The organism is Sandaracinus amylolyticus, assembly GCF_021631985.1.
Classification (GTDB): Bacteria; Myxococcota_A; Polyangia; order Polyangiales; family Sandaracinaceae; genus Sandaracinus; species Sandaracinus amylolyticus_A.
Window position 1 is genome coordinate 7,784,214 of sequence record NZ_CP070225.1, and the last position, 25,446, is coordinate 7,809,659.

27 protein-coding genes are annotated in these 25,446 nt (G+C 71.9%); 11 read left to right on the forward strand and 16 right to left on the reverse strand.

The window, feature by feature from the left end; all coding sequences use genetic code 11:
* Positions 1-4: 4 nt before the first annotated feature.
* Entirely contained in the window at positions 5-3,109 is a 3,105-nt protein-coding gene (locus I5071_RS32870) for an efflux RND transporter permease subunit (protein WP_236517229.1), read from the forward strand.
* On the opposite strand, the gene I5071_RS32875 is transcribed toward I5071_RS32870, so the two are convergent.
* The 3 genes from I5071_RS32875 to I5071_RS32885 form a co-directional block, all read right to left on the reverse strand.
* Positions 3,091-3,909 (reverse strand): M48 family metallopeptidase, encoded by an 819-nt coding sequence (locus I5071_RS32875; protein WP_236517230.1) that lies wholly within the window; start codon positions 3,907-3,909, stop codon positions 3,091-3,093. The genes I5071_RS32870 and I5071_RS32875 overlap by 19 nt on opposite strands.
* 92 nt (positions 3,910-4,001) lie before the next feature.
* A complete protein-coding gene (locus I5071_RS32880; RefSeq protein WP_236517231.1) occupies positions 4,002-4,442 on the reverse strand; it encodes an ABA4-like family protein in 441 nt (146 codons plus the stop codon).
* A gap of 3 nt (positions 4,443-4,445) precedes the next feature.
* A complete protein-coding gene (locus I5071_RS32885) occupies positions 4,446-5,240 on the reverse strand; it encodes a DUF1295 domain-containing protein (protein ID WP_419249676.1) in 795 nt (264 codons plus the stop codon).
* A gap of 100 nt (positions 5,241-5,340) precedes the next feature.
* On the opposite strand from I5071_RS32885, the gene I5071_RS32890 reads away from it, so the two are divergent.
* Complete coding sequence (locus tag I5071_RS32890) at positions 5,341-5,868, forward strand: GNAT family N-acetyltransferase (protein ID WP_236517233.1); 528 nt, start codon at positions 5,341-5,343, stop codon at positions 5,866-5,868.
* A gap of 195 nt (positions 5,869-6,063) precedes the next feature.
* Here I5071_RS32890 and I5071_RS32895 read toward each other — a convergent pair whose 3' ends face one another.
* The 6 genes from I5071_RS32895 to I5071_RS32920 form a co-directional block, all read right to left on the reverse strand.
* A complete protein-coding gene (locus tag I5071_RS32895) occupies positions 6,064-6,501 on the reverse strand; it encodes a hypothetical protein (protein WP_236517234.1) in 438 nt (145 codons plus the stop codon).
* A gap of 22 nt (positions 6,502-6,523) precedes the next feature.
* Positions 6,524-7,315 (reverse strand): tetratricopeptide repeat protein, encoded by a 792-nt coding sequence (locus I5071_RS32900; protein WP_236517235.1) that lies wholly within the window; start codon positions 7,313-7,315, stop codon positions 6,524-6,526.
* Positions 7,315-8,523 (reverse strand): BMP family ABC transporter substrate-binding protein, encoded by a 1,209-nt coding sequence (locus tag I5071_RS32905; protein ID WP_236517236.1) that lies wholly within the window; start codon positions 8,521-8,523, stop codon positions 7,315-7,317. Before I5071_RS32905 ends, I5071_RS32900 begins: the two co-directional genes overlap by 1 nt.
* 65 nt (positions 8,524-8,588) lie before the next feature.
* Positions 8,589-10,346 (reverse strand): serine/threonine-protein kinase, encoded by a 1,758-nt coding sequence (locus I5071_RS32910; RefSeq protein ID WP_236517237.1) that lies wholly within the window; start codon positions 10,344-10,346, stop codon positions 8,589-8,591.
* Between the two features lie 92 nt (positions 10,347-10,438).
* A complete protein-coding gene (locus I5071_RS32915; protein WP_236517238.1) occupies positions 10,439-10,960 on the reverse strand; it encodes an FHA domain-containing protein in 522 nt (173 codons plus the stop codon).
* A gap of 56 nt (positions 10,961-11,016) precedes the next feature.
* Positions 11,017-11,655: a hypothetical protein gene (locus tag I5071_RS32920; RefSeq protein ID WP_236517239.1), complete on the reverse strand. Its 639-nt coding sequence runs from the start codon at positions 11,653-11,655 to the stop codon at positions 11,017-11,019.
* Positions 11,656-11,749: 94 nt separating this feature from the next.
* On the opposite strand from I5071_RS32920, the gene I5071_RS32925 reads away from it, so the two are divergent.
* Complete coding sequence (locus I5071_RS32925; RefSeq protein WP_419249677.1) at positions 11,750-12,385, forward strand: DNA-3-methyladenine glycosylase I; 636 nt, start codon at positions 11,750-11,752, stop codon at positions 12,383-12,385.
* Here I5071_RS32925 and I5071_RS32930 read toward each other — a convergent pair.
* Positions 12,382-13,710 carry a hypothetical protein gene (locus I5071_RS32930; RefSeq protein ID WP_236517240.1) on the reverse strand — a complete coding sequence of 443 codons (1,329 nt, stop codon included), beginning with the start codon at positions 13,708-13,710 and terminating at the stop codon, positions 12,382-12,384. The genes I5071_RS32925 and I5071_RS32930 overlap by 4 nt on opposite strands.
* 79 nt (positions 13,711-13,789) lie before the next feature.
* On the opposite strand from I5071_RS32930, the gene I5071_RS32935 reads away from it, so the two are divergent.
* The 4 genes from I5071_RS32935 to I5071_RS32950 are packed head-to-tail and all read left to right on the forward strand — an operon-like array spanning position 13,790 to position 16,380.
* Entirely contained in the window at positions 13,790-14,338 is a 549-nt protein-coding gene (locus tag I5071_RS32935; RefSeq protein WP_236517241.1) for an NUDIX hydrolase, read from the forward strand.
* A gap of 38 nt (positions 14,339-14,376) precedes the next feature.
* Complete coding sequence (locus I5071_RS32940) at positions 14,377-14,973, forward strand: TetR/AcrR family transcriptional regulator (protein ID WP_236517242.1); 597 nt, start codon at positions 14,377-14,379, stop codon at positions 14,971-14,973.
* Positions 14,974-15,010: 37 nt separating this feature from the next.
* Positions 15,011-15,931: an alpha/beta hydrolase gene (locus I5071_RS32945; RefSeq protein WP_236517243.1), complete on the forward strand. Its 921-nt coding sequence runs from the start codon at positions 15,011-15,013 to the stop codon at positions 15,929-15,931.
* Positions 15,932-15,963: 32 nt separating this feature from the next.
* On the forward strand, positions 15,964-16,380 hold the full coding sequence (locus I5071_RS32950) for a VOC family protein (RefSeq protein ID WP_236517244.1): 417 nt from the start codon (positions 15,964-15,966) through the stop codon (positions 16,378-16,380).
* Between the two features lie 12 nt (positions 16,381-16,392).
* On the opposite strand, the gene I5071_RS32955 is transcribed toward I5071_RS32950, so the two are convergent.
* Positions 16,393-17,055: an RluA family pseudouridine synthase gene (locus I5071_RS32955; protein WP_236517245.1), complete on the reverse strand. Its 663-nt coding sequence runs from the start codon at positions 17,053-17,055 to the stop codon at positions 16,393-16,395.
* Between the two features lie 124 nt (positions 17,056-17,179).
* Here I5071_RS32955 and I5071_RS32960 point away from each other — a divergent pair, with 124 nt between their 5' ends.
* Complete coding sequence (locus tag I5071_RS32960; protein WP_236517246.1) at positions 17,180-17,641, forward strand: helix-turn-helix transcriptional regulator; 462 nt, start codon at positions 17,180-17,182, stop codon at positions 17,639-17,641.
* Positions 17,642-17,676: 35 nt separating this feature from the next.
* Here I5071_RS32960 and I5071_RS32965 read toward each other — a convergent pair whose 3' ends face one another.
* Entirely contained in the window at positions 17,677-19,380 is a 1,704-nt protein-coding gene (locus I5071_RS32965; protein ID WP_236517247.1) for an amidohydrolase family protein, read from the reverse strand.
* 52 nt (positions 19,381-19,432) lie between these two features.
* On the opposite strand from I5071_RS32965, the gene I5071_RS32970 reads away from it, so the two are divergent.
* On the forward strand, positions 19,433-20,218 hold the full coding sequence (locus tag I5071_RS32970) for a hypothetical protein (protein WP_236517248.1): 786 nt from the start codon (positions 19,433-19,435) through the stop codon (positions 20,216-20,218).
* Positions 20,219-20,223: 5 nt separating this feature from the next.
* On the opposite strand, the gene I5071_RS32975 is transcribed toward I5071_RS32970, so the two are convergent.
* On the reverse strand, positions 20,224-20,688 hold the full coding sequence (locus tag I5071_RS32975; protein ID WP_236517249.1) for a SecDF P1 head subdomain-containing protein: 465 nt from the start codon (positions 20,686-20,688) through the stop codon (positions 20,224-20,226).
* 61 nt (positions 20,689-20,749) lie between these two features.
* Between I5071_RS32975 and I5071_RS32980 the strand changes: the two genes are divergently transcribed.
* Positions 20,750-21,469 (forward strand): iron-containing redox enzyme family protein, encoded by a 720-nt coding sequence (locus I5071_RS32980; protein WP_236517250.1) that lies wholly within the window; start codon positions 20,750-20,752, stop codon positions 21,467-21,469.
* On the opposite strand, the gene I5071_RS32985 is transcribed toward I5071_RS32980, so the two are convergent.
* On the reverse strand, positions 21,470-22,198 hold the full coding sequence (locus I5071_RS32985; RefSeq protein WP_236517251.1) for a class I SAM-dependent methyltransferase: 729 nt from the start codon (positions 22,196-22,198) through the stop codon (positions 21,470-21,472).
* A 142-nt stretch (positions 22,199-22,340) separates the two neighbouring features.
* Between I5071_RS32985 and I5071_RS32990 the strand changes: the two genes are divergently transcribed.
* Positions 22,341-22,631 carry a hypothetical protein gene (locus tag I5071_RS32990; protein WP_236517252.1) on the forward strand — a complete coding sequence of 97 codons (291 nt, stop codon included), beginning with the start codon at positions 22,341-22,343 and terminating at the stop codon, positions 22,629-22,631.
* Here I5071_RS32990 and I5071_RS32995 read toward each other — a convergent pair.
* Together I5071_RS32995 and I5071_RS33000 are read right to left on the reverse strand one after the other, a co-directional pair.
* Positions 22,622-23,329, reverse strand: coding sequence for an AgmX/PglI C-terminal domain-containing protein (locus tag I5071_RS32995; protein WP_236517253.1), 708 nt, complete (start codon positions 23,327-23,329; stop codon positions 22,622-22,624). The genes I5071_RS32990 and I5071_RS32995 overlap by 10 nt on opposite strands.
* A complete protein-coding gene (locus I5071_RS33000; RefSeq protein ID WP_236517254.1) occupies positions 23,283-25,424 on the reverse strand; it encodes a DUF3857 domain-containing transglutaminase family protein in 2,142 nt (713 codons plus the stop codon). The genes I5071_RS32995 and I5071_RS33000 overlap by 47 nt, the downstream gene beginning before the upstream one ends.
* Positions 25,425-25,446: the final 22 nt, after the last annotated feature.

Sequence of the window (25,446 nt, forward strand, 5' to 3'; positions counted from 1 at the left end):
GACGATGCTCGAGCGCATCACGGATCTCTCGGTCGCGCAGCGCGTGCTGATGGTCGTGCTCGGCCTCGCCGTGCTGATCAGCGGGTTCTGGGCGGTGCCGCGTCTCCCCGTCGACGCGGTGCCCGACGTGACGAACGTGCAGGTCGTCGTGCTCACCGAGGCGAGCGGTCTGTCCGCCGAGGAGATGGAGCGCTTCGTCACGTTCCCGGTCGAGATGGCGATGACCGGCCTGCCCGGCCTGACCGAGCTCCGCTCGGTCACGCGCGGCGGGCTCTCCGCGGTCACGATCGTCTTCGACGAAGGCGTCGACGTCTGGTTCGCACGGCAGCTCGTCACCGAGCGAGTGCGCGAGGTCGAGGCGGATATTCCCCCGGAATTCGGGCGTCCTCAGCTCGCGCCGGTCTCGACCGGGCTCGGCGAGATCTACCAGTTCGTGCTGCGCAGCGATCAGCGGAGCTCGATGGAGCTGCGCTCGATGCTGCAGTGGGAGATCTCTCCGCGCCTGCGCAGCGTGCCCGGCGTGATCGAGGTCAACGCGATGGGCGGCGCGGCCAAGGAGTTCCAGGTCGTGATCGATCCCCGTCGCCTCGCGGCGTACGGGCTCACGCTCGGCCAGGTGCTCGAGTCGCTCGAGCGCGGCAACGCGAGCGTCGGCGGTGGATGGATCGAGCGCGGCCCCGAGCAGTACGTGATCCGCGGCGAGGGCCTGCTGCGCGACGTCGCGGAGATCGGCTCGGTCGTGGTCTCCGCCGACGACGACGGCACGCCGATCCTGGTGCAACAGCTCAGCGAGGTGCGCGAGGGCGCCGCCCTGCCCTACGGCGTCGTCACCCAGAACGGCGAAGGCGAGGCCGTCACCGGCATCGTGCTGATGCTGATCGGCCAGAACTCGCGCGAGGTCGTGTCGCGCGTGCACGAGGAGATGGCGCGCATCCGCGCCGAGCTCCCCGACGACGTCGAGGTCGACGTCGTCTACGACCGCGCGAGCTTCATCGAGCGCACGCTGAAGACCGTCGCGACGAACCTGATCGAGGGCCTGGTCCTCGTCGCGATCGTCATCCTCGTCTTCCTGCGCTCGTGGCGCGCCGCGCTCCTCGTCACGCTCGGCATCCCGTTCGCGATGATCCTCGCGGTGTGGGGCATGATCGCGCTCGGCGTCGACGGCAGCCTCATGTCGCTCGGCGCGATCGACTTCGGACTGCTGGTCGACGGACCGATCGTGATGGTCGAGGCGGTGATGGCGCGCCTCGCGATCGAAGATCTCTCGAAGCGCTCCCGCGTCGAGACGATCCGCGACGCGATCCGCCAGGTCGCGCGGCCCGTCGCGTTCTCGGTGCTGATCATCCTGCTCGTCTACGTGCCGCTGCTCAGCCTCGAGGGCACCGAGGGCAAGATGTTCCGGCCGATGGCGACCACGATGGCGCTCGCGCTCGGCGGCTCGGTCGTGTTCGCGCTGCTCGTGTTCCCCGCGGGCGCAGCGCTCTTCCTGAAGGGCGGCGGGCACCACCACGGCGGCTTCCTCGGCTGGCTCGAGCGTCGCTACACGACGCTGGTCGAGCGCGCGGTGCGGGCGCGTGGACCGCTCGTCGGTCTCGCAGTGGCCCTCTTGGTCTGTACCATTCCGATCGGCGGCTCGCTGGGCGCCGACTTCGTCCCCCGCATCGACGAGGGCGACATCGTGGTCGCGATCCGTCGCATCCCGAGCCTCGGCCTGAGCGAGGCGCGACGGCTCGATCTCGAGGTCGAGCGGGTGCTCGCGCGCTTCCCCGAGGTGGTCAGCCAGATCGGCATGACCGGCCGCTCCGAGGTCGCGACCGATCCCGTCGGCATGGACAACACCGACATCCTCGTGCGGCTGCGCCCGAAGGAGGAGTGGACCACCGCGCACGATCTCGACGCGCTCGGCGAGGCGATGAAGACCGCGATCGAGTCCGAGGTGCCCTCGACGTTCGTCTCGATCTCGCAGCCGATCGAGGATCGCACCAACGAGATGATCTCGGGCTCGCGCGCCGACGTCGCGATCCTGCTCTTCGGCGACGACCTCGAGCGCATGAGCTCGATCGGGCGGCGCATCGGATCGGTGCTGCGCAGCGTGCCGGGCGCGGGCGACGTGCGGGTCGAGCGCGCGCTCGGGATGCCGATGCTGCTGGTGCGCCCCGATCGCACGCGCCTCGCGCGCTACGGGATGCACAGCGAAGAGGTGCTCGCAGCGGTCGAGGCATCGCGCCAGGGCCGGCTCGTCGGGCACGTGTTCGAGGGCCAGCGCCGCATGGCGCTGCGCGTGCTGCTGCCGCCGATCGAGCAGTCGCTCGAGGGCTTCCGCGCGCTGCCGGTCGGCACGTCGGACGGAACGCTGGTGCCGATCGGTCAGGTCGCGAGCGTGGTCGAGGGCGATGGTCCCTCGCAGATCAGCCGGCAGAGCCTGCGGCGGAGGCTGCGCATCGAGGTGAACATCCGCGGGCGCGATCTGATCAGCTTCGTCGACGACGCGCGCGCCGCGGTGTCGCGCGAGATCGAGCTGCCCGACGGCTACGATCTCGAGTGGGGCGGACAGTTCGAGAACTTCCAGCGCGCGAGCGCGCGCCTCGGGATCGTCGTGCCGATCGCGCTCGCAATCATCTTCGTGATGCTCTTCTTCGCGTTCGGCGACGTGCGCTACGCGCTCGCGGTGTTCCCGGGCGTGCCCTTCGCGCTGATCGGCGGCGTCGCGGCGCTCGCAGCGCGCGGCATGCCGTTCAGCATCCCGGCGGCGGTCGGGTTCATCGCGCTCTGCGGCATCGCCGTGCTCAACGGCGTGGTGATGGCGAGCGAGGTGAAGCGACGCATCGAGGGCGGCGCGGGCGTGGAGGACGCGATCCGCAGCGGCGCGATCGCGGTGCTGCGCGCGGTGCTGCTGACCGCGACGGTCGCGGCGATCGGGTTCCTGCCGATGGCGATCTCGGGGTCGGCGGGCAGCGAGGTGCAGCGCCCGCTCGCGACCGCGGTGATGGGCGGTGTGGTGTCGAGCACGCTGCTCGGGCTCTTCGTGCTGCCGGCGCTGCTCTCGTACGCACTGCGCGGCACGAAGTCGCAGGCGACCACCGAAGGACCTTATCGCGATCCCTCGTGATCGACGGGCGGCGGGAGCGATCGCAGCCGCGCCTTGATCCGCTGGAACGCCGGCTCGTCGATCTCGAGGTCGGCGCTCGGCTTCGCAGCGATCGCGGCCTGCGTCGCCTCCAGCCGATCCTCGGTCATCGGGTGCGTCGCGAACCATCGCTCGAGCACGCCACGCTCCTCTTCTTCGGCGGCGAGCGTCGCGAAGAAGCGCGTCAGCCCCGAGGGATCGATCCCTGCGTTCGTCGTGTACTCCACCGCCGAGGCATCGGCCTCGCGCTCGTCGTCGCGGCTGTAGCTCGCGAAGATCGCGCCCGCGCCCGCGCCGAGCGCGGCCTGCTCGAGCTGACCGGGCTCACGACCGAGCAGCACGTACGCGAGCGTCGCGCCGAGCGCGGTGCTCTGCATGCGCGTCATCTGCTGGACGCCGTGGCGGTGCTCCACATGCGCGATCTCGTGCGCCAGCGGGCCCGCGAGCTCCGACATCGTCTCGGCCTCCTCGACGAGCCCGCGGGTCACGTAGATGAACCCACCGGGCAGCGCGAACGCGTTGATCTGATCGGTGTCGACGACCCGGAACTGCCAGGGCACGTCGCGCGCGCCGCCGGCACCGACGAGCAGTCGGCGGCCGAGGTCGGTCACGTAGGTCGTGATCGCGGGGTCGTCGAGGATCGGCATCTCCTGCTCGATCTCCTCCGAGGCCTGCATCCCCATCGCGACCTCGCGCTGGGTGGACACCGTGCTCACGCACGCAGGCACCGCGAGCGCGGCGACCAGCGCGAGCGCGAGCCGACCGTCGGCCATCGTGCGCATCCGTGCTTCCTCCTGCGCGGAGCGCGCAGCAAGCGATGCGCCACGCGCGCGCTCGGGCCAGCTGGAGTGCTCGCTCGGACGGGAGGGCGTTCTCAGGTCTCGACGAACGAGAAGCGCCGTCGCATCACGCCGCGCACCGCGATCCACGACAGCAAGCCCACCGGCCCGAACATCAGCGTGAGCACGAGCGAGGGCACGACCGCGAGGTGCGGGATCCCGAGGCGCCGCGCGTCGCGCACCTCCCACGCACCGACGAAGAGATCGAAGATCAGGTAGTGCACCCAGCACGCGATCACGGTCTGTCGCGTGGTGAAGATCCGCATCACGCCGTCGAGCGTGAAGAAGTGCGAGCCCTGCGGGCCGGGGTGATCACCGAAGAGCAGGATCGTGTACGCGATGCCGAGCAACAGCGGCACGAGCCCCGAGAACACGAGCCGCTCGGTGCCCCGCCATCGCGGCGCGAAGACGAGCAGCAGCCACGCGGGCACCACCGAGTAGTTGAGCGCCAGGAAGACGTGATCGAGCGTGTCCACGTCTCAGCCGCGCGGAGGCATCGGGAGCAGGCGCGACGTCGTCTTCTGGTACTCGCGGTAGGCGGGGTACTTCGAGATCGTGATCTGCTCGGTGAACGTGGTCGATCCCTGGAAGAGCAACGAGAGCAGCACCGCGCCCACGATGGTCCAGTTGGCCCATCCCGCGCCCGCGGCCACCGAGAACAGGTAGAGCGCCCACCACATCCCCTGCTCGCAGAAGAAGTTCGGATGGCGCGAGTAGCGGAAGAGGCCCGTCGTGAGGAACTCGCGCTCCACACGCTCACCGCGTGCCTTCCGCGCGTGCTTGTCCTGGTGGAAGCGCCACTGCTGCTCGTCCGCGATCGTCTCGCCGGCGAGGAACGCGACGAAGAGCAGCGCCGCGATCACGTCGATCGCGTTCAGCGGCGTGCCCACGCCGTGCTCGAGCGCGGCCCACGCGGGCAGCGTGATGAGCAACAAGAGCACGTTCTGGTAGAGCGCGATGAACCCGAAGTTGAACGCCTGGAACGCCGCCGGGCTCATCCGCTCGCGCAGCACGGCCCACCGATAGTCCTCGCCGCCCGCGGCATAGCCGCCCTTGCGCGCGAAGTTGAACGTGAGCCGCGCGCCCCACGCCGCGACGAGCACCGTCATCAGCACGAGCCGCGCGTCGCCGAAGCCCGCGCACCACGCGAACCACGCGACGTAGAGCGGCGGGACGATCGACCAGATGCGATCGACCCACGAGCACTCGCGCGTGAAGAGCGAGAGGACCCAGCACAGGGCGGCGGCCGCGAGGGCGCCGTAGACCGCGAACATCAACGAGGTGGGCACGCGGCGCGTGATTCTCGTCGCCCGCCCCGGCCGAGTAAAGAGCGCGGATGCGCGGGTGACGCGCGCAGACCACGATGCGCGCTCCGTGACGACGACCCTTCGATTCCGAGCCGCGCATCACGACGACGTGCCTGCGATCGTCGCGCTCGTGGAGAGCGCCTATCGCGGCGACGCGAGCCGCGCCGGATGGACCACCGAGGCCGATCTACTCGACGGTCAGCGCACCGACGCGAGAGAGATCGCGGAGCTGCTCGGGAGCGCGCACACGCGCCTCGTGCTCGCGGAGCGCGAGGGATCGCTGGTGGGCTGCGTGGTGGTGAAGGACGAGGACGAGAGCGCGTACCTCGGCATGCTCTCGGTGCGGCCGATGCTGCAGGGCGGAGGGGTCGGGCGCGCGCTGGTCGCGGAGGCGGAGCGCGTCGCGCGCGACGAGCTCGGTCACCGCACGATGCGCATGACGGTGATCACCCAGCGCGACGAGCTGATCGCGTGGTACGCGCGGCTCGGCTACACGCCGACCGGCGACACCGAGCCGTTCCCCTACGGCGATCCGCGCTTCGGCCTGCCGCGGCGCGACGATCTCGTGTTCGTCGTGCTCAAGAAGGCGCTCTGAGCCCTTGCAGGAGTGCTCGTCCCGCCGGTCCCGGACGGGAGCGCGCGACGCGCGCGGACGGTAGGGACCGGCGGGCGAGCCGAGTTTTCGACAGCCCTTGCAGGAGTGCTCGTCCCGCAGGTCCCGGACGGGAGCGCGCGACGCGCGCGGACGGTAGGGACCGGCGGGCGAGCCGAGTTTTCGACAGCCCTCGAGTCAGGCGCTGCCGATCCAGTCGAGGCACTGCTCGAGGCTCTCGAGCACCGCGATCTCGAGCGTCTGCCCGGCGCCCACCGTGACGGTCTCGCCGATGCCCGAGACCATGCGCTTCACGCTCGTCTGGGTGACCGTGGCCGCGGGGGTGATCGCGGGGTTGCGCTTCACGCCGAGCTTCGCGATCGCGGGCCAGAAGCGTGTCTGGATCGCGCGTTGGAAGTCGGCGTTGAGCACCTTCATGTTGCGTGGATCCGCGACCATGCCGACCGGCGCGTGCACCTTCGCGGCCTCGAGCAGATCGTCGATGAACGCGTCGACCTGATCGGTCGCGACGTACCCGTCCATCTCGTAGAGGATCGTGCGATGGCGCGGCAGCAGGTAGACGTCCGCGCGCAGCTTCCCGTAGGTCTTCGTGTAGAGCGACTTCTTCGGAACCATCCCCCACCCCTCGCGCGAGCGATCAGAACCGACCCGACACGCCGACGCCCGCGACCTCGGGGCTCACCAGCGGGATCACCTGCATCGCCGTCGCCGCGTCCTCGCGCTCGCCCGACTCGCTCGCGCCGACGATCGCGAGCACGATCCCGGTCACCGCGATCACGCCGCCGCCGATCAGCAGCACGTCGGTCACGAGCGCGTAGGTGCGGACCTCGTCGCGCAGCTGGATCTGCTCGCTGCGCAGCGTCGCGTCCTCGAACGCCGCGTTGCGATCGACCGCGAGCACGCCCGTGATGACGCCCGCGACCACCGCCGCGCCACCGATGCCGGTGAGCACCCAGCCCGCGGTCCCGACGCCGCTCGATCCACGCTGCTGCGTCGTGCGCGTCTCGCTCGGCGGCGGGGTGGCCGCGCTCGGCGTCGTGCTCGCGGGCTGCGTGGTCGCCGGTGCGCGCGACGCGGCCTCGAGCCGCGCTTCCTCGCGCAGCGCCGCGATCGACTGGTGCGCGCGCGAGCGCAGCTCCGCCGTCGTGCCCGGCAGCGCGACGAAGCGCTCGTACTCGCGGATCGCATCGTCACGCCGCGCGAGGCGCTCGTACGAGCGCGCGATGTTGTAGACGAGCTCCGGCTCGGCGCGCATCGAGAACGCCTGCTGGAAGAGCTCGATCGCCTGCTCGTACTCGCGCGCGGCGTAGTGCTCCATGCCGCGATCGACGAGCCCCTGGAACTCCGGCGGCTCCTCCTGCGCCGACCCCGACGCAGCGCTCCCGAGCACCACTGCGAGCGCGAGCGCCATCGAGACGATCCCACGCATCACCGCACCCCCGGGCAGACCGCGGGCACCACCGCGGGCGTCGTTCCGTCGAGCTCGTAGATGCCCTCGACGAACCAGCACATGTTCAGCAGATCGGCGTCGGTCGGCACCGCGCCCGACTGCACGCGCGTCGTGCCGCGGTTGTCCTCGACCGGCCCGCGGAACGGATAGTGGCGGCTCTCCTCGCTGTCGGCGGTGAGCTCGCTGACGAGCCCCTCGATCTCGAGGCGCACCGCGGTGGGCACCGGCCCGGTCGGGTCGAAGGGCGCGAGGTACACCACGCTCTCCGAGGGATCGGGCTTCATCTGCTCGTAGATCGGCTCCGCGGGCTCCCACGTGCCGTCGCGCATCTCGCTCACGATGCGCGTGATCATCGGGCCCCAGTTCCAGTACGCGCTCGTCAGGCAGCGCGACGGAGCGAACTGGCAGCTGTCGGGGTTGTCGTAGCCGATCGAGTAGACCGGCCCTTCGTCCAGCGCGTTCAGCTCGGCCGAGACCTGGATCGGCACGGGCGTGTCGGTCTGCCCGAAGATCACGTCGGCGCCCGCCGCGACGAGCTCCTCGGTCGCCGCGGTCTCCTCCTCGGGATCGAACCACGCATAGGTCCAGCGCACGAGCACGCGCGCGTCGGGGTTCACCGAGCGCACGCCGCGCGTGAACGCGTTCATGTGACGCACCGACTCCGGGATCACGACCGGCCCCACGAGCCCGATGCGATCGCCGCGCGTCATGCGTCCCGCGAGCACGCCGGCCTGGTAGAGCGCGAGCTCCATGCGGCCGAAGTACGAGCCGAGGTTCGGCCCGGTCTGGAAGCCCGAGCAGATGAGGAAGCGGCGATCGGGATGACGCAGCGCCGCGGCCTGGATCGGGACGAGGAAGTCGTAGCTGGTGCCGACGATCACGTCGTCGCCGCGCGCGACGAACTCGTCGATCACGCGCGCCGCGTCGGAGACCGCGACGGTCGGCGAGTAGTGCGTCGCCACGTCGTCGACGTTCTCCTCGAGATAGAGCCGCGCGTCGTCGTGGGTCTTCGTCCAGCCGTGATCACCGACCGGGCCGACGTAGAGGAAGCCGACGTCGATCGTGCCTTCGATCGGCGGCGGGCCACCGCCCTCGTCGATCTGGGGATCGAGGATCAACGAGCATCCGGGCGTCGCGAGCGCGAGGAGCGCGCCCGTGACGAGCGTGTGGGAAAACGGTCGGTTCATCCTGCCTCCCGAGGGCTCGAGGCCCGGTGCGGCGCGGCGATTCGGTTCGAGGTGTGTGCCTGGCATCAGTCGACGACGGGCACCGATCGAGCGCGCGTGTCGTCGACGACGCCGCGGCGCGGGCTCTCCGGCGAGACGGCGGGGCTCGTCGTCGTCGCGGGCGGAGGCGGAGAAGTCGAAGGCGAAGGAGTCGCGACCGCGGCGGGCGCGGTCTCGGTGCGCGCGCGTCGCGAGCGCGAAGACGAGGAAGACGTGGTCGCGACCGGGGGAGGCGCAGCGATCGGCGCCGCGACCTCGACCGGCGGCGGCGCGACCGGCGCGAGCTCGTGCAGCTCCACGTGCACCGCGACCGAGTCGCCCTGGAGCACGGCCGGCACGCGCGCGGGGCGGTGTCCCTCGAGCGTCACCTCGAGCTCGACGCGCTCGCCGCGCTCGCCCGCGATCTCCTGCTCGAGCGGGGTCGTCCCGATCACGTCGCCGCGCGCGCGCACCTCGGCGCCCGCGGGATCCGACGTCACGATCACGCGCGTCGGCCGCGCAGCCGGCGCTTCCACCGGCGTCGCCGCGACCGTGGGCGCGGGAGCGGGCGTGGGATCGGAGCTCGCCCCGCCGCCCCACGCGAGCAGCCCCGCGACCGTCGCCGCGCCCGCGACCACCGCGACCACCGCGCCGGTGCGCGCGCGCGAGGGTCGCAGCTCCGCGGGCATCGGCTGCGGCGTCGGCGTGGTCCCCGGCACCTCGCTCGGCGAGCGCAGCATCACCGGCCCCGACGCACTGATCTCGACGCTCTGATCGTGCGAGCTGCGCATGCTGCTCAGCGACGAGCCGTCGATCTTCGCGAGCGCCTGCATGACCTCGGCGACGCTCTGGAAGCGATCGCTCGGGCGCTTCTCCATGCAGCGCTTGATCACCGCCTCGAGCCCCGCGGGCATCTCGGGCGCGCGCGTCTCGCCGGCTCGCAGCACGATCCGATCGCGCACGTTCGGCACCGGCGCGTTCAGGTGCTGCTGGAGGATCGACACCGCGCTCTTGCCGCCGAACGGCACCTGCCCCGCGACGAGCGAGAAGAGCACCACGCCGAGCGCGTAGATGTCGGTCCGGTTGTCGACCGGATCGCAGACGATCTGCTCGGGCGCCATGTAGCGAGGCGAGCCCAGCATCGTCTCGCCGCGCGTGAGGTCGCGCTCGAGCGGCGCGATCTCCTGGTTCTCCTGGAAGACCTTCACGAGGCCGAAGTCGAGCACCTTCACGTGCTCCGACTCGTCGTCCTCGCCGCGCGTGAGCATCACGTTGCCCGGCTTGAGATCACGATGCGCGAGCGACTCGCGATGCGCGGCGCGCAGCGCCCGGCAGATCTCCAGCGCGATGCGGCTCGCGCGGCCCGGCTCGACGCGCACCTCGCGCGCGAGCACGTCGGTGAGCGGCTCGCCGTCGAGCAGCTCCATGACCATGAAGAGCCCGCCGTCGGACGTCTCGCCGTAGTCGTGGACCGTGACGATGTTCGGGTGCTTCAGCCTCGAGCTGATCGACGCCTCGAGGAAGAAGCGCTTCCGGAAGTCGTCGTTGCCCTTCTGGATCGCGAGCAGCTTGATCGCGACCTTGCGATCGAGGGGCAGCTGGGTCGCCCGATAGACGCGGCCCATGCCGCCGATCGCGATCAGCGAGTCGAGCCGGTACTTCGAGGTGAGCTCCCGGGGCAGCAGCTCTCCGGCTGGCGGCATCGACGCGGGGGGCCGCTCCGCGCGCGCCTCACCGCTCTGCTCGACACCCGCGCCCGTGTCGTCCGGGCTCTCGGTACCGCTGGGTGCCTTCTCTCCGACCACGATCCGCGCCCCCCTCCCCGCTTCCCAAACGACGATGTCGCCTGGTCAGACGGGAAAAGTCAACCCTTACAGGATCACTGGCATGGAGCGGATCACGACGAGCGGAGGAGGACGAGCGTCTCGGCGAGCCGCTCGAAACGGAGGGTCCAGTCACCGAGCCGGACCGTCGCGCCGGGGGGGAGCGCGACCTCGGTGGAGCCCACCGGTTTGCCGCCGATCGCCGTGCCGTTGCGCGATCCCGCGTCCTGCAGCGTGTACGTCCCGTCGGGGGCGCGGCGGATGCGCGCGTGGAGCTTCGAGATGCTCGGATGATCGACGAGCACGTCGCTCGAGCTCGCGCGCCCGACGAGGATCGTCCCGGGGAACGTCTTCGTGACCTTCCGCACCGGGAACACGACCGCGCGCCAGAGATCGATCCCGAGCCGCATGCTCGCGGCGCCGTGGGTCATCGCGCGGGTCTGGAAGGACCAGTCCTCGTCCTCGGCGCCCTCGGGCGGCGTCCCGATCAGCTGGGCGGCGCCGAGCACCGGCTCGAGCGTCGACTCCGTTCCCCCGCGCGCCTGTCGAGCCGCGTCGGTGAAGGCGATGCCGCTCCCGAAGACCAGCTCGCTCATGCGATCGACCGTACCACAGCGCAGCGGAGCCCGACTCCGAGTCCTCCCCGCGGTCCTCAGGCGCGGAGCGCGCGGCTCGGCGCGTGGGACGCGCGCTCGGCGTCGCGCACTCGGCGCCACGACTCGCGGGTGACGTGACGCTCGAGCGCCGCGAGCACGATCGCGCTCGTCGCGAGCAACGCGAGCAGTCCGTCGTACGCGAGCCCGAGCAGCGCGAGCAGCAGCATCGTTCCGAAGTGGAGCCACCGGCCCTCGAGCCCGGCGCGCGGCTCGAGCTCCTCGGGATCACAGCGCGCGAGCCGCTCTCCGTCGCGGAAGAGCGAGCGCGCCCCGATGGTGCCCGCGATCGTCGCCGGCACCAGCACCAGGAGCGCGCTCAGCGCGCGAGGACCCCGGGGCGCGAGCGCCTCGATGGCGACCACCGGCGCGAGGGCGATCGCGAGCACGTCGAGCACCGCCGCGATCGTCCCGAACGCGGCCCCGCGGCGGAGCAGCTGCGGCACCCCGCGCGCGATCCACATCGTCGCGCGCGACGCCCGGTATCCGTCGCCGATGCGCGGCCGGAGCACGTCTGCGCGCGCGCTCCAGCGCGACTCGTACGCGGCCTCGAGCCGCCGCACCCGCGCGAGCGCCGCGAGCGCGAGCAACGCGCCCAGCGAGAGCACCACGATGCGGATCGCAGTCTCCGAGCTCATGAGTGGGCACCTAGGCGCGAGCCACTCGGGGTCAGCGCGGCGCAGAGCCACGGCCCGACGCTCGGCGCGGCGCGGTGCCACCCGGTGGGACAAGATCCGCCGGGTGGACGGGCTGATCCGAGGGACCGACGGGCGCGCGCGCTGCGCGTGGCCGGGCGACGACGCGCTCTACCTCGACTATCACGATCGCGAGTGGGGTCGTCCGATCGCCGACGATCGTCGGCTCTTCGAGAAGATCGTGCTCGAGGGGTTCCAGTCCGGGCTCTCGTGGCGGACGATCCTCCACAAGCGCGCGCGCTTCCGCGAGGTGTTCCACGACTTCGATCCCGCGCGGGTCGCGCGCTTCGGCGAGCGCGACGTGGCGCGTCTGCTCGCCGATCCCGGGATCATCCGGCACCGCGGGAAGATCGAGGCCGCGATCGCGAACGCACGTGCCGCGGTGACGCTGATCGAGCAGGAAGGCTCGCTCGCGCGCGTGATCTGGTGCTTCGAGCCGCCCGCGAAGGAGCGCCCGGCGCGCATCGATCTCGCGACGGTGAAGGCGATGCCGACGACGCCCGCGAGCGAGCGGCTCGCGAAGGCGCTCAAGGCGCGCGGCTTCCGCTTCTTCGGGCCGACGACCGCGTACGCGATGATGCAGGCGGTGGGCTTGGTGAACGATCACTTCGAGGGCTGCGCGCTGCGCGACGAGGTCGAGGCCGCGCGCGCCGCGTTCGCGCGCCCGCGCTAGGGGAGCGGCTGGGTCATCCCGAGCGCGCGCATGCGGGCCTCGCACTCGGCGCGATGCTCGGCGTCGCACACGAGGTGGAGCCCGCTCGCGCGATCCACGAGCACCGGCACTCGATAGCACCCGATCCCGGTCTCGCACTCGTACGTCCACGCGAGGTGCGGGCCCGACGTGCGCCACGCCTCGACGCGCTGCTCGCGCTCGTACGCGCTCTCGTCGGGGCGCGGCGCGATCGGCCAGGCGCGGGGCGGCGGAGGCGGAGGCCCGAGCGTCGATGCCGGCAGCGGCTCCGGAGGCGGCCGCGGCGCAGGGACGATCACCGCGAGCGTCGCGATCGAGGCCGCGGTGCCGATCAGCTGCAGCACCGCGAGCGCGAGGCATCGCCGGCGCGCGCTGCGCTCGCCGGGGGTCTCGAGCGCGCGCGCCACCACGTGCCCGGCGTCGCGATAGCCACTCGCGGCCGCGCTCGTCTCGAGCACGAGATGCACGTCCTCGCCGCGCGATCCGAGGCGTGCGTCGGCGACGTACCCCTCCACCCGCAGCGGCGTCCACGTCCCGTCGGGCATCCGTACCCGCAGCCCTTCGCCCTCGCTCTCGACCTGCGCCACGCGCGCTCCGCGCATCGCGCGCGCTCGTCGCAGCACGACCACCACGTCGCGCAGCGCGCGCCACGACATCGCGCCCAGCACCGTCAGCGCGATCGTGACGACCACCAGCGCGCGATGCCCGAGCTGCAGGGCCGCGATCAGCGCGATCGCGAGCACGAGCACCGCACCGACGAAGAGCCCGGCGCGAGCGCGCGTGCTCGCCCCGATGTCGATCGGATCGGGATCCTGCGGCAGCCCGCGCACCGCGGCGACCAGCGGACGCAGCTCGTCGGCGCAGCGGGGCCGACCGAGCGGCGCGTCGGCGCTCTCCGCGCTCGCGCAGACGATCTCGCGGCCCTCGGCGTCGCGCAGCCGCACCACCGCCGTCCCCGCGCGCCACCGCGCCGCCGCCCACGCGATCGCGGTGCGCACGCCGCCCTCTTCGAGCGTCACGCCCCATCGATCCCAGGTGATCCGCGCCCGCCGCGGCCCGCGCGCCCGCACCAGGAGCAGCCATCCGAGCGCGGTGCCCGCGATCCACACGCCGTGCGCCGACGTCGGCGCGAAGCCGCGCGTGACCGCGAGCGCGAGGAGCACCATCGTCGCGGTCGCCGCCACGATGCCCGCCTGCGCGAGCCACCAGAGCTCCGTGTAGAACGAAGGGCTCAGCTCGATCGCGCCCTCGCCCTCGTCGCGGGGCGGCATCACGAAGCGCTCGACGGGCTCCCCTCCGCTCGACACCACCACCTCCGGCGCTCGACTATCCTGTGCGTATGCCGCTGGCCCTGTCCACGCGCGTCCGAGCCGGAGCCTCGACGCGATGAAGCTCCCGATCACGCGTGGCCCGCGCGAGCGACGGGTGCCCGAGGGCGACGACAAGCCGCGCCTCGTCTGTCCCGAGTGCGCCTACGTCGCGTACGAGAACCCGAAGATCGTCGTGGGCTCGGTGGTGACCTCGGAGGACGGACGCGTGCTGCTCTGTCGTCGCGCGATCGAGCCGCGGCGTGGGTTCTGGACGTTGCCCGCGGGCTATCTCGAGCTCGGCGAGTCGCCCGAGCACGGCGCGATGCGCGAGGCGCGCGAGGAAGCGTGCGCCGAGATCGCGCTCGACGGGCTGCTCGCGGTCTACTCGATCACGCACATCTCGCAGGTGCAGCTCTTCTATCGCGCGCGGATGGTGCGCGAGGAGTGCGCGCCGGGGATGGAGTCGCTCGAGGTGCGGCTCTTCGCGTGGGACGAGATCCCGTGGAGCGAGCTCGCGTTCCCCACCGTGCACTGGGCGCTCGGGCACTTCGAGGCGTCGCGAGGTCGCGCGCTCGGGCAGCCGTTCGGGAACGTCGAGGGCGGTCCGCCCGATCCGGTGGGCTGACTTGCAGAGACGAACGGTCGTGCTATTCATGGGTGGTCATGGTCACCAAGGGTGAAGAGACGCGAGCTGCCGTGCTCGACCACGCGATCGCGCTGGCGAGCGAGCTCGGGCTCGAGGGCGTGACCATCGGCCTGCTCGCGGACCGCGCGGGCATGAGCAAGAGCGGGCTCTTCGCGCACTTCAAGTCGAAGGAGTCGCTGCAGCTCGCGATCCTCGAGGAGACGCTCTCGCGCTTCGTGCAGAGCGTGGTGTTGCCCTCCTTGAAGAAGCCGCGCGGCGAGCCCCGGGTGCGCGCGCTCTTCGAGCGCTGGCTCGACTTCGCGTGCGCGATGCCGGGCGGGTGCATCGTGGTCCAGGCGATGGCGGAGCTCGACGATCGCCCGGGCCCGGTGCGCGATCGCCTCGAGGCCGCGCAGCGCGACTGGCTCGACACCCTCGCGACCGCGGTCCGCATCGCCAAGGAAGAAGGGCACTTCGAGGCCCGCATCGCGCCCGAGCAGCTCGCGTACGAGATCGCGGCGCTCGCCCACGGGCACCACCTCATCTCGCGCATGCTGCGCGACACCGAGGCCGACGCGCGGGTGCGCCGCGGCTTCGATCGAATGATCCGCCACGCGCGGGGATCCTCGGACTGAGCTCCGAGGACTTCCTCGTCGCCCAAGGAGGCTCGTCATGTCCGAGATCGACGGTTCCCTCGATGTGTCCTCGGAAAATAGCACGAACGTTCGGCCTAGAGATCGCGGGGACGCGATCCCCGCGGCGCTGAAGGCCGCACGCGCCGCGCTGCAGGTCGCGGCCGCTGCGTCGCCCGATGTCGCGGCCCGTCTCGCCGAGCGGATCTTCACGACCGTGCGTCGTGCGCCCCGCCCGGCGCGCGAGCTCGAGGCGCTCGCGCGCGCTCGTCACTTCCTCATCCCGAGCGAAGGCGCGCCCCTCGCGGCGTGGGAGTGGGGCGAGGCCGGCCCGCGTGTGCTGCTGGTGCACGGATGGGAAGGACGCGGGTCGCAGCTCGCGCCGATCGGCGAGCGCCTCGCCGCGCTCGGCTTCCGCGCGGTCGCGTTCGATGCGCCGGCCCACGGCGACACCCCGGGCGCGACCTGCACGTTCTTCGACGTCGCGAACGCGATCCAGCACGCGGCGCGCGCCCTCGGTCCGCTGCACGCGATCGTCGCCCACTCGATGGGCGGCGCCGCGCTGACGTGGGCGGTGCGCAGCCACGGTCTCGCGAAGCGCTACGTCGTGATCGCGCCGCCCGCGGATCTGCGCGACTTCTCGCGCGGCTTCGCGCGGATGATGGGGCTCTCCGACGACCTCCGCGCGCGCATGGAGCAGCGCATCGAGGAGCGCTACGACGTGTCGCTCGAGGACGTCGTCACCGAGAAGACCGCGGCGACGCAGTACGCGCCGCTGCTCGTGGTGCACGACCTCGGCGATCAGGAGGTGCCCTTCGACAAGGGCCGTCGCCTCGCCGACGCGTGGCCGGGCGCGACGCTGATGCGCACCGAGGGCCTCGGCCATCGCCGCATCCTGCGCGAGCGCGAGGTCGTGCGCGCGGTGGAGCGCTTCGTCGCGTGGGGGCTCGAGCCGTCTTGATCGCGATGGGCGCGCGCGCGATCACTCGCGCGATGACGATCCCCTTCCACCTCGCGTTCCCGGTGAACGATCTCGAAGCAGCGCGCGCCTTCTACGCCGGGCTGCTCGGCTGTCGCGTGGGGCGCGAGGACGCGCGCTGGATCGACTTCGACTTCTTCGGACACCAGATCACGGCGCACCTCGTCAGCGCGAAGAGCGGGAGCGCGAGCGCGAACGAGGTCGACGGCGACGACGTCCCGGTGCGGCACTTCGGGGCGATCCTGCCGTGGGAGCAGTGGCACACGACCCGCGACGCCCTGCGCGACAAGGGCGTGCGGTTCGTGATCGAGCCGCGCATCCGCTTCGCGGGCCAGGTGGGCGAGCAGGCGACGATGTTCTTCGAGGACCCGTCGGGGAACGCGATCGAGCTCAAGAGCTTCAAGGATCCCGCTCGGATCTTCGCGCGGTAGTTTCCTCCGGAGTCAGCGGCCGATCGTGTCGAGCACGTCGGGCGGGAAGCCCAGGCGCTCCAGCGGCGCGCGCAGATCGTCGGGGAGCGGGGCGCGCCCTTCGAGCGTGCGCGTCTCGTCGTCGGGATCGGGAATCACGATGCGCTCGGCGTGCAGCGCGAGCCGGTGCAGCGCGATCTCCTCGCGCATCTTCCGGTTCTCCTTGCCGTCGCCGTAGGTCGTGTCGCCGAGCAGCGGGCGGCTCAGGTGCTTCATGTGGCGACGGATCTGGTGCTGCCGTCCGGTGCGGGGACGACAGCGCACCAGCGTGTAGCGATCGCGCGCGATCGCGATCGGCGTGTACTCGGTGATCGCGGGGACACGCTCGCCGCCCTCGCGCGCCGGGATCGCGTGATCGACGGTGCCCGGCGCGTCGAGCGCGCCGCGCACCAGCGCGACGTACTCCTTCTCGACGCGTCCCTCCTGGAACGACGCCGAGAGCACGCGCGCGGTGTCGGGATCGAGCGCGACCACGAGCGCGCCGCTGGTCGCGCGATCGAGGCGGTGCACCGGGTACACCCACGTGCCGAGCGCATCGCGCAGGCGGTGCATCATCGTGTCGCGCGAGTCGTCCCAGCCCCGATGCACCGACACGCCCGAGGGCTTGTCGGCGATCACGACGCGGGGGGTCGACACGAGGATTCTCACGAGGCGAGTATGGCGATCACGACCGAACGGCCGAAGGAACCAGCCGTCACACAGTACCGCCCGTGGATTGCGGTACCGTATCCCGAATACGCCCGCCATGACGCGGTGTCCCTTGGCGAGCGCCGATTTCCCTAGTACTCACGAGACCCTAGTGACTCCCGTCGCCAAGAGCGTGTCGCATCGCATCCGCGAGCGCCGCCACGCCCTCGGGCTCTCGCAGAGCGGCCTGGCCGAGCTCGCGGGTGTCTCGCCCGAGCTCGTGAGCCGCATCGAGCGCGGGCGCTGTCTGCCATCGCTACCGACCCTCGTGACGTTCGCCAACGTGTTGCGGACCACACCGAACGACTTGCTCGGGTTCGAGCAACCGCTCGCGGACGAAGAGCTGAGGCCTCTGCTCGACGCCGTGAACGCGCTCGGTCCGGCGCAGCGCGCGGAGATCCGTCGCATCGCGGAGGCGCTCGCGAAGTACCAGAGCGACGTGCCGCCCGCATCCGACGGGCGACAACGGCGCGAGAGCGGCTTCACACAGCGAGCGCCGACCACACAGGGCAAACGCCCCGGCGAGATCAGCTAAGTCGTCTCCCTCGGTTGTTTCGAGCGAGAGCGCGCTCAGAGCGAGCAGTCGATCAGCGGCGCGAGGTCGTCGCCGTCGAGCACGAACGCACGGGGCTCGGGCGCGAGCGGGCCGGTGCCGTCGGGGTCCTGGAGCCAGCCGGTCTCGAGGTAGTTGCGCAGCAGCGACTCGATCTCGTCGACGGTCTCGGCGCCTGCGGTCGCGGCCTCGGTGGTGCCCGCGGCGCAGAGGAACTTCGACGCGCCGCACGCATCGATCGTGTCGCACGAGCCGTTGAAGGCGGTCGCGTCCTCGAGCGCGAGATCGCCGTAGTAGGCGCGGCCGTCGATCATCACGAGGCGCACGTCGGCGGCGCGGCTGTCGGTGACCGCGAGGTAGGGATCGCTGCTCGCGACGCGACCGAACACCACGACGTCGGCGCGCAGGCCCGGCGCGAGGCGTCCGATGTGCGCGCCGAGATCGACCGCGTCGGCACCGCCGAGGGTCGCCATCTCGACGAGCGCTTCGGGCGTGACCTGCGCGACGCCCTCGGCCGCGGCCCACTCGAGCGCGAAGCGCATCTCGCTCAGCACTTCGTCGGAGCCCGACACCGTCCAGTCGGGCCCCAGCGCGACGGGCAGGCCGAGCTCGAGCATGCGACCGATCGGCGCGGTGCGGCCGTAGAGCAGGATGTTGCTCGAGGGCGACCACACGAAGTGCGCGCCGGCGCCCATCGACTCGATCAGATCGTCGTCGTCGAACGGCACCGCGTGGATGAAGAGCGCGGCGCCGAACGGCGTGCCGTCGGTGTCGAAGAGCAGCGAGGTGGTGTAGCGATGGCGGCCCGCGTAGCAGTCGAGCTCGCGCGTGGGATCGGTCGCGGCGCCGCCTCCGGTGTAGCCCTCGCCCATGTGGACCGCGTGGCGCGTGGCATCGCCGGCGCGGAACGCGCTCACGATCGAGACGCGCGCGGCGTCGTTCATCGCGCTCTCGCACGCACCGGAGATCGTGGTGCGCATCGTGTTGGTGCCGAGACCGTGCGCGTGCTCGGCGCTGCGCACCAGGCCCTGCGCGCACTGTCGATCCGGCGCCTGGCCCATCATCGTCGTGGTGCCGTGGATCACCGAGCGCAGCTCGGCGTAGCGGAGCGCGGCGCACATGTGCTGGCGGTTGCGAGGATCGCCGCTGCCCCACGACTCGAGGCGGGCCTCGGGCTCGACGTGGGCGCGATAGTCGTCGTCGGCGCGCCACTCGTAGCGATTGCCGAAGAGCGCCATGTCCGCGGGCACCCACTCGGGCAGGAAGTCGTAGGTCGCGTGGTTGTGCGCGTCGATGAGGCCCGCGGAGATCGTCGCGTGGGTGTCGATGATCGTGACGGTGTCGGCCGAGGGCGACGCGCTGCAGTCGTCGGCGACGCACGTGATCGAGTCGCCGACGATCAGCACCTCGCCATCGACGATCGGTCCGTCCGGCGCGAGCACGGTGCCGCGCAGCAGGAAGCCGCCGGTGCCGGTGCGCACGATCTCGGCGGGCGGCGCGGCGGTGGAGCCGGTGGGTGTGGTGCCGCCGTCGGGCATCGCTGCGTCGATCGGCGTCGATGCATCGATCGGGGTCTGGGCAGCGTCGATCGGCGTCGCGGCGTCGTCGTCGCCCGAGGTCGTCGCGTCGGGTGGGCCTGCGTCGGCGGGCGAGTTACCACCGGGGCATCCGACGAGCGCGAGCGAGAGCAGGACGTACGTCGACCACGACACTCGGCGCATGCGGCGAGGATACGCGGGTGTGGTGCGCGTCGGATAGGCGGGGAGACGAAGGATGAGCAAGTCGAGCGGCGGAGCGGGGCGCGTGATCGGGTGCTTCGCGCTGTTCGCGGTCGCGCTGGCGTGCGTGGGCGGCATGGGGTTGGTGCTGGGGCGTCACGCGATCGCCACGATGATCGCGCGCGGGCAGCTCTCGCAGCGTGGCGTCGAGTGCGACGATCGGTTCGCGGTGGAGATCGCGATGTCGCTCGATCAGCTCGTGGTCGCGCCGACGCGCTGCACCATCGCGAGCGGCGTCGTGACCGCGGTCGAGGTGGTGGAGCCGGTGACGGTCGGGATCGCGAACGGCGCGCCGACGCGGGTCGAGGGCGGTGTCGCGCGGATCGATCTGCGCGGTGACGTGGGCGCGGGGCTGCGAGGCAGCGGATGGGGCGCGATGCTCGATGCGCTCTCGATCCCCGAGCGCATCGGGACGATGGTCGCGGGGTTCGGTCAGCTCGCCGCGGCGGGCGCACCGCCGATCACGATGCGCACCGTGGAGATCATGCGCGCGGGCGCGCCGATGATCACGATGAGCGAGCTGCGCACCGACGGCGCGCAGCCGCTCGGTGTGACGGTGACGCGCGCGGAGCTCCCGGTGATCGCAGGACCGATGGGCGTGCGGGCCCAGGTCGCGCTCGACGGGGTGCGGAGCTCGGCGACACGATCGTCGGCGACGATGGACGCGACGCTCGACGTCGATGCGTCGCTGCCACTGCTGGGAGCGGTCGACGAGCAGCGCGCGGTCAGCGTGATGGTCGAAGGGCTCGACACCGACGTGCCGCGCTGGTCGCTGCGCTGACGGACTCAGTTCTCTGCGCTCAGCGCGTCGAATGCGCGCTCGAGCTCGGGGTCGGGGACCGCGACGTAGGCTTCGCCTTCGGTCAGCGGGGTGAGGATGGTCGGCGCTGCGACGATCCGGCCGTCGACGACGATCGCGAGGCGGCGGCCGACGTGCAGCGTCGATGCCTCGGCGAGGCGCGACCTTCCGGTGTCGTCGAGATCGAGGACCAAGATCCGCGAGCCGTCCGGCGACACGAGCAGCCGCACGTGGACGATGTTGTGCGACTCGACCACGACGCCGTGCTCCACCGCGAGGAGCTCGTCGGTCGCGCCCGACCATCGCGGCAACACCTCGCCCTCCGCGCCCTCGATCGCGACCATCCGGATCGCGAGCGACGGAGCCGGGGGGCGCTCGCGATACTGCTCGACGCCGAACGAGCACGACGTGAGCAGGGCGAACGTGAGGATCGCAGCGCGCGAGGTCGTCATCGGCGCGCAGCATCGCACACGAATTGGGCGGCGACGCGCTCGGCGCCTAGGATCTCTCGCGATGGATCGCGACGGGTTCCGTGAGGCGCTCCTCCGTGTGATGGAGCGCAAGGTCCACTGGGCTTGGCCTTCGTTCACGTCGGGGCGCGTCGCGAAGTCGCGCCTGCACGTGCACCTCGAGCAGGAGTGGGAGGTCTACGTACGCGACTTCCCGGTGATGGTCGGGCGCGCCTACGTGCAGTGCCCGATCGCGGCGGTGCGGCGCGAGCTCGCCGAGAACCTCTACGAGGAGGAGACCGGCGGCCTCCACGCGGGCAAGCCGCACCCCGAGCTCTTCCTCGAGTACCCGCGCGGGCTCGGGTTCGATCTCTCGCGCTTCGATCGCGTCGAGCTGCTGCCCGGCGCGGCGCGGTATCGCGCGTTCCTCGACGACGCGACGAACCAGCGGGGATGGGCGGTCGCCACCGCGATCGTGACGCTCTTCGTCGAGGGCACGCCGCACGAGCGCGCGCTCTTCGACACGAGCGCGCCCGCGCGGCCCGAGCCGCCGCTCGAGCAGCATCCGCTGGTCGTGCACTACGGCCTGCCGCTCGCGTCGCTCGCGCTCACCAAGGCGCATCGCGGGGTCGAGGGCGATCATCGCCTCGCGGCGTGGCGGATGATGCTCGATCACGTCGCGGAGAGTGATCGCCCGCGCGTCGTGAGCGCGATGGACGAGGCGGTCGAGCGCTGGCTCGCCTATCGCGACGACGTCGCGCAGGCAGTCGGGCTCGAGCGCTGACTATCGACCCGTGCGGTGCCAGATCCCCGTGCACTCGGGGACGCGCGCGAGACGCTGGTCGCGGATCTGCGCGACGAGCGCCTCGGAGAAGAACGCGCCGAGCACCTCGGCGGCCTCGTCGCTCGTTGCGAACGCGTAGTCGGTTCGGATCCAGCGCCGCGCGTAGCCCCGCGCCTCGAGCAGCGCGAAGTACTCCTCGAGCGCGTCGTGATGGCGCGGCTCGGTGTGCCCGGTCCCCAGCGTCTCGATCACGACGAGCGCGCCGCCGGGCGCGACCGCGCGCTCCATCGCGTCGAGCGCGCGGCCGACCTCGTCGCGCCATCCGTCCGGCATCCAGTGCCGGAAGTGACCGAAGCACCAGCCGGCCGTCGCGAGATCGAACGATCCTTCACCGCCGATCGACGCGAGATCGAGCGCGCGCGCATCGGCCTCGATCAGCCGGACGCGATCGGCAGGGAGCGAGCGCGCCGCCACCTCGAGCATCGCCGGCGCGCGATCGACGCCGACGACCTCGCGCGCACCGAGCTCGAGCAGCACGCGCGCCACGCGCCCCGTGCCCGAGCCCACGTCGAGCGCGCGCGCGCCGCGCACCACCGCGAGCTCCGCGAGCGCGCGTGGGAGCGCTCCGTCCGCGTCCTCCGCGCGGACCAGACGATCGTAGGCGTCCGCCGCATCGCGGTAGATCGCACGCTGCTTCTCGTCGTCGCTCGTTCGCTCGCTCGCCGTCATCGGTTCCCTTTACCACCACGCGACGACGTTCGCGTCACGGCGGGGCGCATCGCCGCAGGTCGCGCATCGAGACCTCGGACGGACCTGCGTCGCGGCGTGGTGGCACGCCCGATGCGGTGAGCGCCCGACGAGGAGAAAGGCGATGAACATCAGTCTCGTCGGTCTACTGATCCTGCTCGTGCTCTCGCTGGTGGTCGGGCTGATCGCGCAGGCGATCGTGCGCTACCCGGGCGGGCTGCTCGCGGCGACGGGCACGGGCTTCGTCGGCGGTCTCATCGGCATCATGCTCGCGCACGCGACGGGGCTGCCCGAGCTGCTCGCGGTGAACGTCGGTGGGATGCGCTTCCCGATCGCGTGGGCGATCCTCGGATCGATCCTGCTGCTCGCGGTGGTGTCGCTGATCTCGCGCGGTCGGACCTATCGCTACGGCTGACGCTCGAACGCGAAGCGCAGCGCGTAGGACGCGGGCGTGCGCGGGCCGGGGTTGAAGCGGAAGCCGCTCAGCACGCGCTCGACGCACGCGCCGACGTCGGGATCGGCGATCGAGCTGTGGAGCTCGCGGACCTCCAGGCTCCCCGAGCCGAGCACCCTCACCTCGACGTCCACCGTTCCCTGCAGCGCCGGATCGTCGCGGAGCTCGCGCTCGTAGCAGGCGCGCAGCGCGGCCTGGCGGGTCTCGATCATCCGGTGGAGCAGCCGCACGTCGAACGATGAGGATCCGCGCGTCTCGAGCACCTGGGCCGGGAGCACCAGACGACCGCGCACGGCCGCTGGCGCCGGCGGAGCGTTCTGCCCGCACGCGCGCATCGTGCGGCGTGCGGTGGCGAGCTCGGCATCGAGCGCATGCAGCACGGCGCGATCGTGCTCGCGCTTCATGCGCTCGGCGATGCGCACGACGACGAGCGCGCGATCGGAGCACGGTCCCGATGCCATCGCGGTCGCCTCGCGGTGCGCGTCGCGCGCGCGCTCGAGCTCCTGCGCGTGAGCAGCAGTGGACGGAAGGACGAGCAGCGCGGCGGCGAGAGCGAGGGTCGTTCGCATGACGGGGCGGCTCATCGGAGCGAGCCGCGCCGCGTTGCCGTGCTCACGCCGCGTCGCGCTGTCGGTAGTACCGCCGATGGGCGCGGCCACAGCTCGGGCACGTCGCCGAGTGCACGAACAGGCGGGCACCCCCGAGCTGCGCCTGCGACCACTGCCCACCCTCGACGTGCGCGCCGCAGCACCGCGCGACTCGGTGCTCTCGCTCGGCTTCGTCGCGATCGCCCACCTCGATCGCCGCCTGCGCCGACTCGCCGCCCGCGAAGCTCTGCATGCGTCGGAACGCGCGGCTCCGTCGGGTGCCCAGCCGCCGTCGCAACGCGCCGACCGCGAGCACGCCGACGACCACGAGCACCGGAATCCCGAGCACGATCCAGGGGATCACGCGGCGCCACGGGCTCGGCTCCGCGTGCTCGATCACCGAGTACCGCGCGAGCGCGTCCGCAGCCAGAGCGCGCTCTCGATAGGCCTCGAGGCGCTCGGCGGGGACGTGATCGGCGAGCGTCTGCAGGCTCACCTCGATCTCGAGCTCGCGCCCCCGAACGCTCACGCGGCGGGACACCCGCAGCTCCTCGGTCTCGACGACCTCGTGCTCGTTCTCGATGTCCCAGCCCCGATCGTTCGCGACCGAGACGCGATGGACCACGTGGATGGGGTACGGCAGCACGAGCGGGCCGGGCGGGCGCGACTCGCTCGGGACCGGGAGGTGGTCGATCACCGCCCACGCGTCGAGCCGGCGCTCCTCGACGGCCCAGAACTCGTCGAGCGCATAGCGCTCGTGCACCGTCACCGTGCCGTCTCGCGCGTCGTCTTCGATGCGGAGCGGCTCGAGCGCGCGCACGTCGAGCCCCAGCTCACGATAGAACTCGAGCGCGCCCTCGCCGATCGACTCGGTCCGGCCTGCGTCGGCGTACGAACGAAGTCGCGCGGCGTGCGGCCCGCGATAGACGGTCATCGCGCGGAGCGTGCTCTGGGCGCCGGCTACGACGTATCGCTCGTCGACGAATTGCGTGGGCTCCGCCGCGATCGGGAGCGGCACCTCGACGAGCGTCCGCTCCGGCCCGCCGATCGGAAGCGCTCGACGCACCGTGAGCGCGGGCCGACTCTGCGCCGGACCTCGCTCCAGCGTGCGGGTCGCGTCGACCCACACCGACTGGCCACCGAGGTGGATGCGCACGACCACGTGATCGAACGTGGCGGGCGAGGGCAGCGCGCCGTCGATCGACACGCCCGCGGTCGTGCTGGCGAGCGCGGGCTCCGCCACGACCCCGAGCCCCGCGAGGATCGCGACGAGCAGCAGCGCCTTGTCCTTGCAGTCGCCGTAGCGACGGCGCGCGACCTCGGCCGGCGCGTGCGGCACGACCGCGTTGTGCGCGACCTCGACGCCGAGATAACGCACCTCGTCCTGGACGAACTGCAGCGCGGCCTCGACCTGCGCGTCGCGATCACCGGCGGCGCGGATCCGATCCATCGGGACGTTCGCGAGCACCGCGTCGAGATCGTCGATCGCGTAGAGGGGCCGCGCCCAGCGCTCGACGTCGGACCACGCGGCGAACTCCGAGATCTCGACCCACGGCGCGCCGACGATCCACGACGGCGCATCGTCGGCGAGGTCCGCCAACGGCACGTCGAGCGCATCGACCCGCAGCGCGCCGTCGGTCTTCACGACGCGGTAGCCGCGCGGCATCTCGTGCACTTGCGTGAGGACCGCGCGGTCGCTCGGCCAGTGCGCCGCGAAGTGCACGCGCCGCGCCCCCGGCCATCCGATCGGGATGCGCGATGCGTGGAGCCCGCCGAAGAGCGACGTGTCCTCTCGCAGCGAGTACGCGTGGTCGATGATGTCTCCGACCCGCACGTCCTCGACGAAGAGCAGCGCGGAGCGACGCTCGTCGTAGAGCCCGTCGTCGAGGCGCGACTCGGGCTGGATCACCCGGACGCGCTCCCGCGCGAGCACGTCGGTCGCCACTCCGTCACGGATCCGGCGCACCCAGTGCCAGACGAGCTCCTCGCGCGAGCTCACCTCGATCGAGATCTGCGAGCCCGAGGCGAGCCCCGCGGTCGTCGAGACGCGGTACGCCACGCGATGGAAGTCGATCTGCGCCTCGGGCGAGAGCTGCGACTGCTGATCGAAGAGGAGCTGCTCGAGCGCGCTCTCGTGCTCCGCACGCGGTGGCGGCGGTTCGATCATCTCCGCCCACGACGGCGCGGGC

Coding starts and splice junctions, on each gene's coding strand:
- I5071_RS32870 (WP_236517229.1), top strand. CDS start 5: ATGCTCGAGCGCATCACGGATCTCTCGGTCGCGCAGCGCGTGCTGATG.
- I5071_RS32875 (WP_236517230.1), bottom strand. CDS start 3,909: ATGCGCACGATGGCCGACGGTCGGCTCGCGCTCGCGCTGGTCGCCGCG.
- I5071_RS32885 (WP_419249676.1), bottom strand. CDS start 5,240: ATGTTCGCGGTCTACGGCGCCCTCGCGGCCGCCGCCCTGTGCTGGGTC.
- I5071_RS32895 (WP_236517234.1), bottom strand. CDS start 6,501: ATGGTTCCGAAGAAGTCGCTCTACACGAAGACCTACGGGAAGCTGCGC.
- I5071_RS32900 (WP_236517235.1), bottom strand. CDS start 7,315: ATGCGTGGGATCGTCTCGATGGCGCTCGCGCTCGCAGTGGTGCTCGGG.
- I5071_RS32905 (WP_236517236.1), bottom strand. CDS start 8,523: ATGAACCGACCGTTTTCCCACACGCTCGTCACGGGCGCGCTCCTCGCG.
- I5071_RS32915 (WP_236517238.1), bottom strand. CDS start 10,960: ATGAGCGAGCTGGTCTTCGGGAGCGGCATCGCCTTCACCGACGCGGCT.
- I5071_RS32920 (WP_236517239.1), bottom strand. CDS start 11,655: ATGAGCTCGGAGACTGCGATCCGCATCGTGGTGCTCTCGCTGGGCGCG.
- I5071_RS32935 (WP_236517241.1), top strand. CDS start 13,790: ATGAAGCTCCCGATCACGCGTGGCCCGCGCGAGCGACGGGTGCCCGAG.
- I5071_RS32940 (WP_236517242.1), top strand. CDS start 14,377: ATGGTCACCAAGGGTGAAGAGACGCGAGCTGCCGTGCTCGACCACGCG.
- I5071_RS32945 (WP_236517243.1), top strand. CDS start 15,011: ATGTCCGAGATCGACGGTTCCCTCGATGTGTCCTCGGAAAATAGCACG.
- I5071_RS32950 (WP_236517244.1), top strand. CDS start 15,964: ATGACGATCCCCTTCCACCTCGCGTTCCCGGTGAACGATCTCGAAGCA.
- I5071_RS32965 (WP_236517247.1), bottom strand. CDS start 19,380: ATGCGCCGAGTGTCGTGGTCGACGTACGTCCTGCTCTCGCTCGCGCTC.
- I5071_RS32970 (WP_236517248.1), top strand. CDS start 19,433: ATGAGCAAGTCGAGCGGCGGAGCGGGGCGCGTGATCGGGTGCTTCGCG.
- I5071_RS32975 (WP_236517249.1), bottom strand. CDS start 20,688: ATGACGACCTCGCGCGCTGCGATCCTCACGTTCGCCCTGCTCACGTCG.
- I5071_RS32980 (WP_236517250.1), top strand. CDS start 20,750: ATGGATCGCGACGGGTTCCGTGAGGCGCTCCTCCGTGTGATGGAGCGC.
- I5071_RS32985 (WP_236517251.1), bottom strand. CDS start 22,198: ATGACGGCGAGCGAGCGAACGAGCGACGACGAGAAGCAGCGTGCGATC.
- I5071_RS32990 (WP_236517252.1), top strand. CDS start 22,341: ATGAACATCAGTCTCGTCGGTCTACTGATCCTGCTCGTGCTCTCGCTG.
- I5071_RS33000 (WP_236517254.1), bottom strand. CDS start 25,424: ATGATCGAACCGCCGCCACCGCGTGCGGAGCACGAGAGCGCGCTCGAG.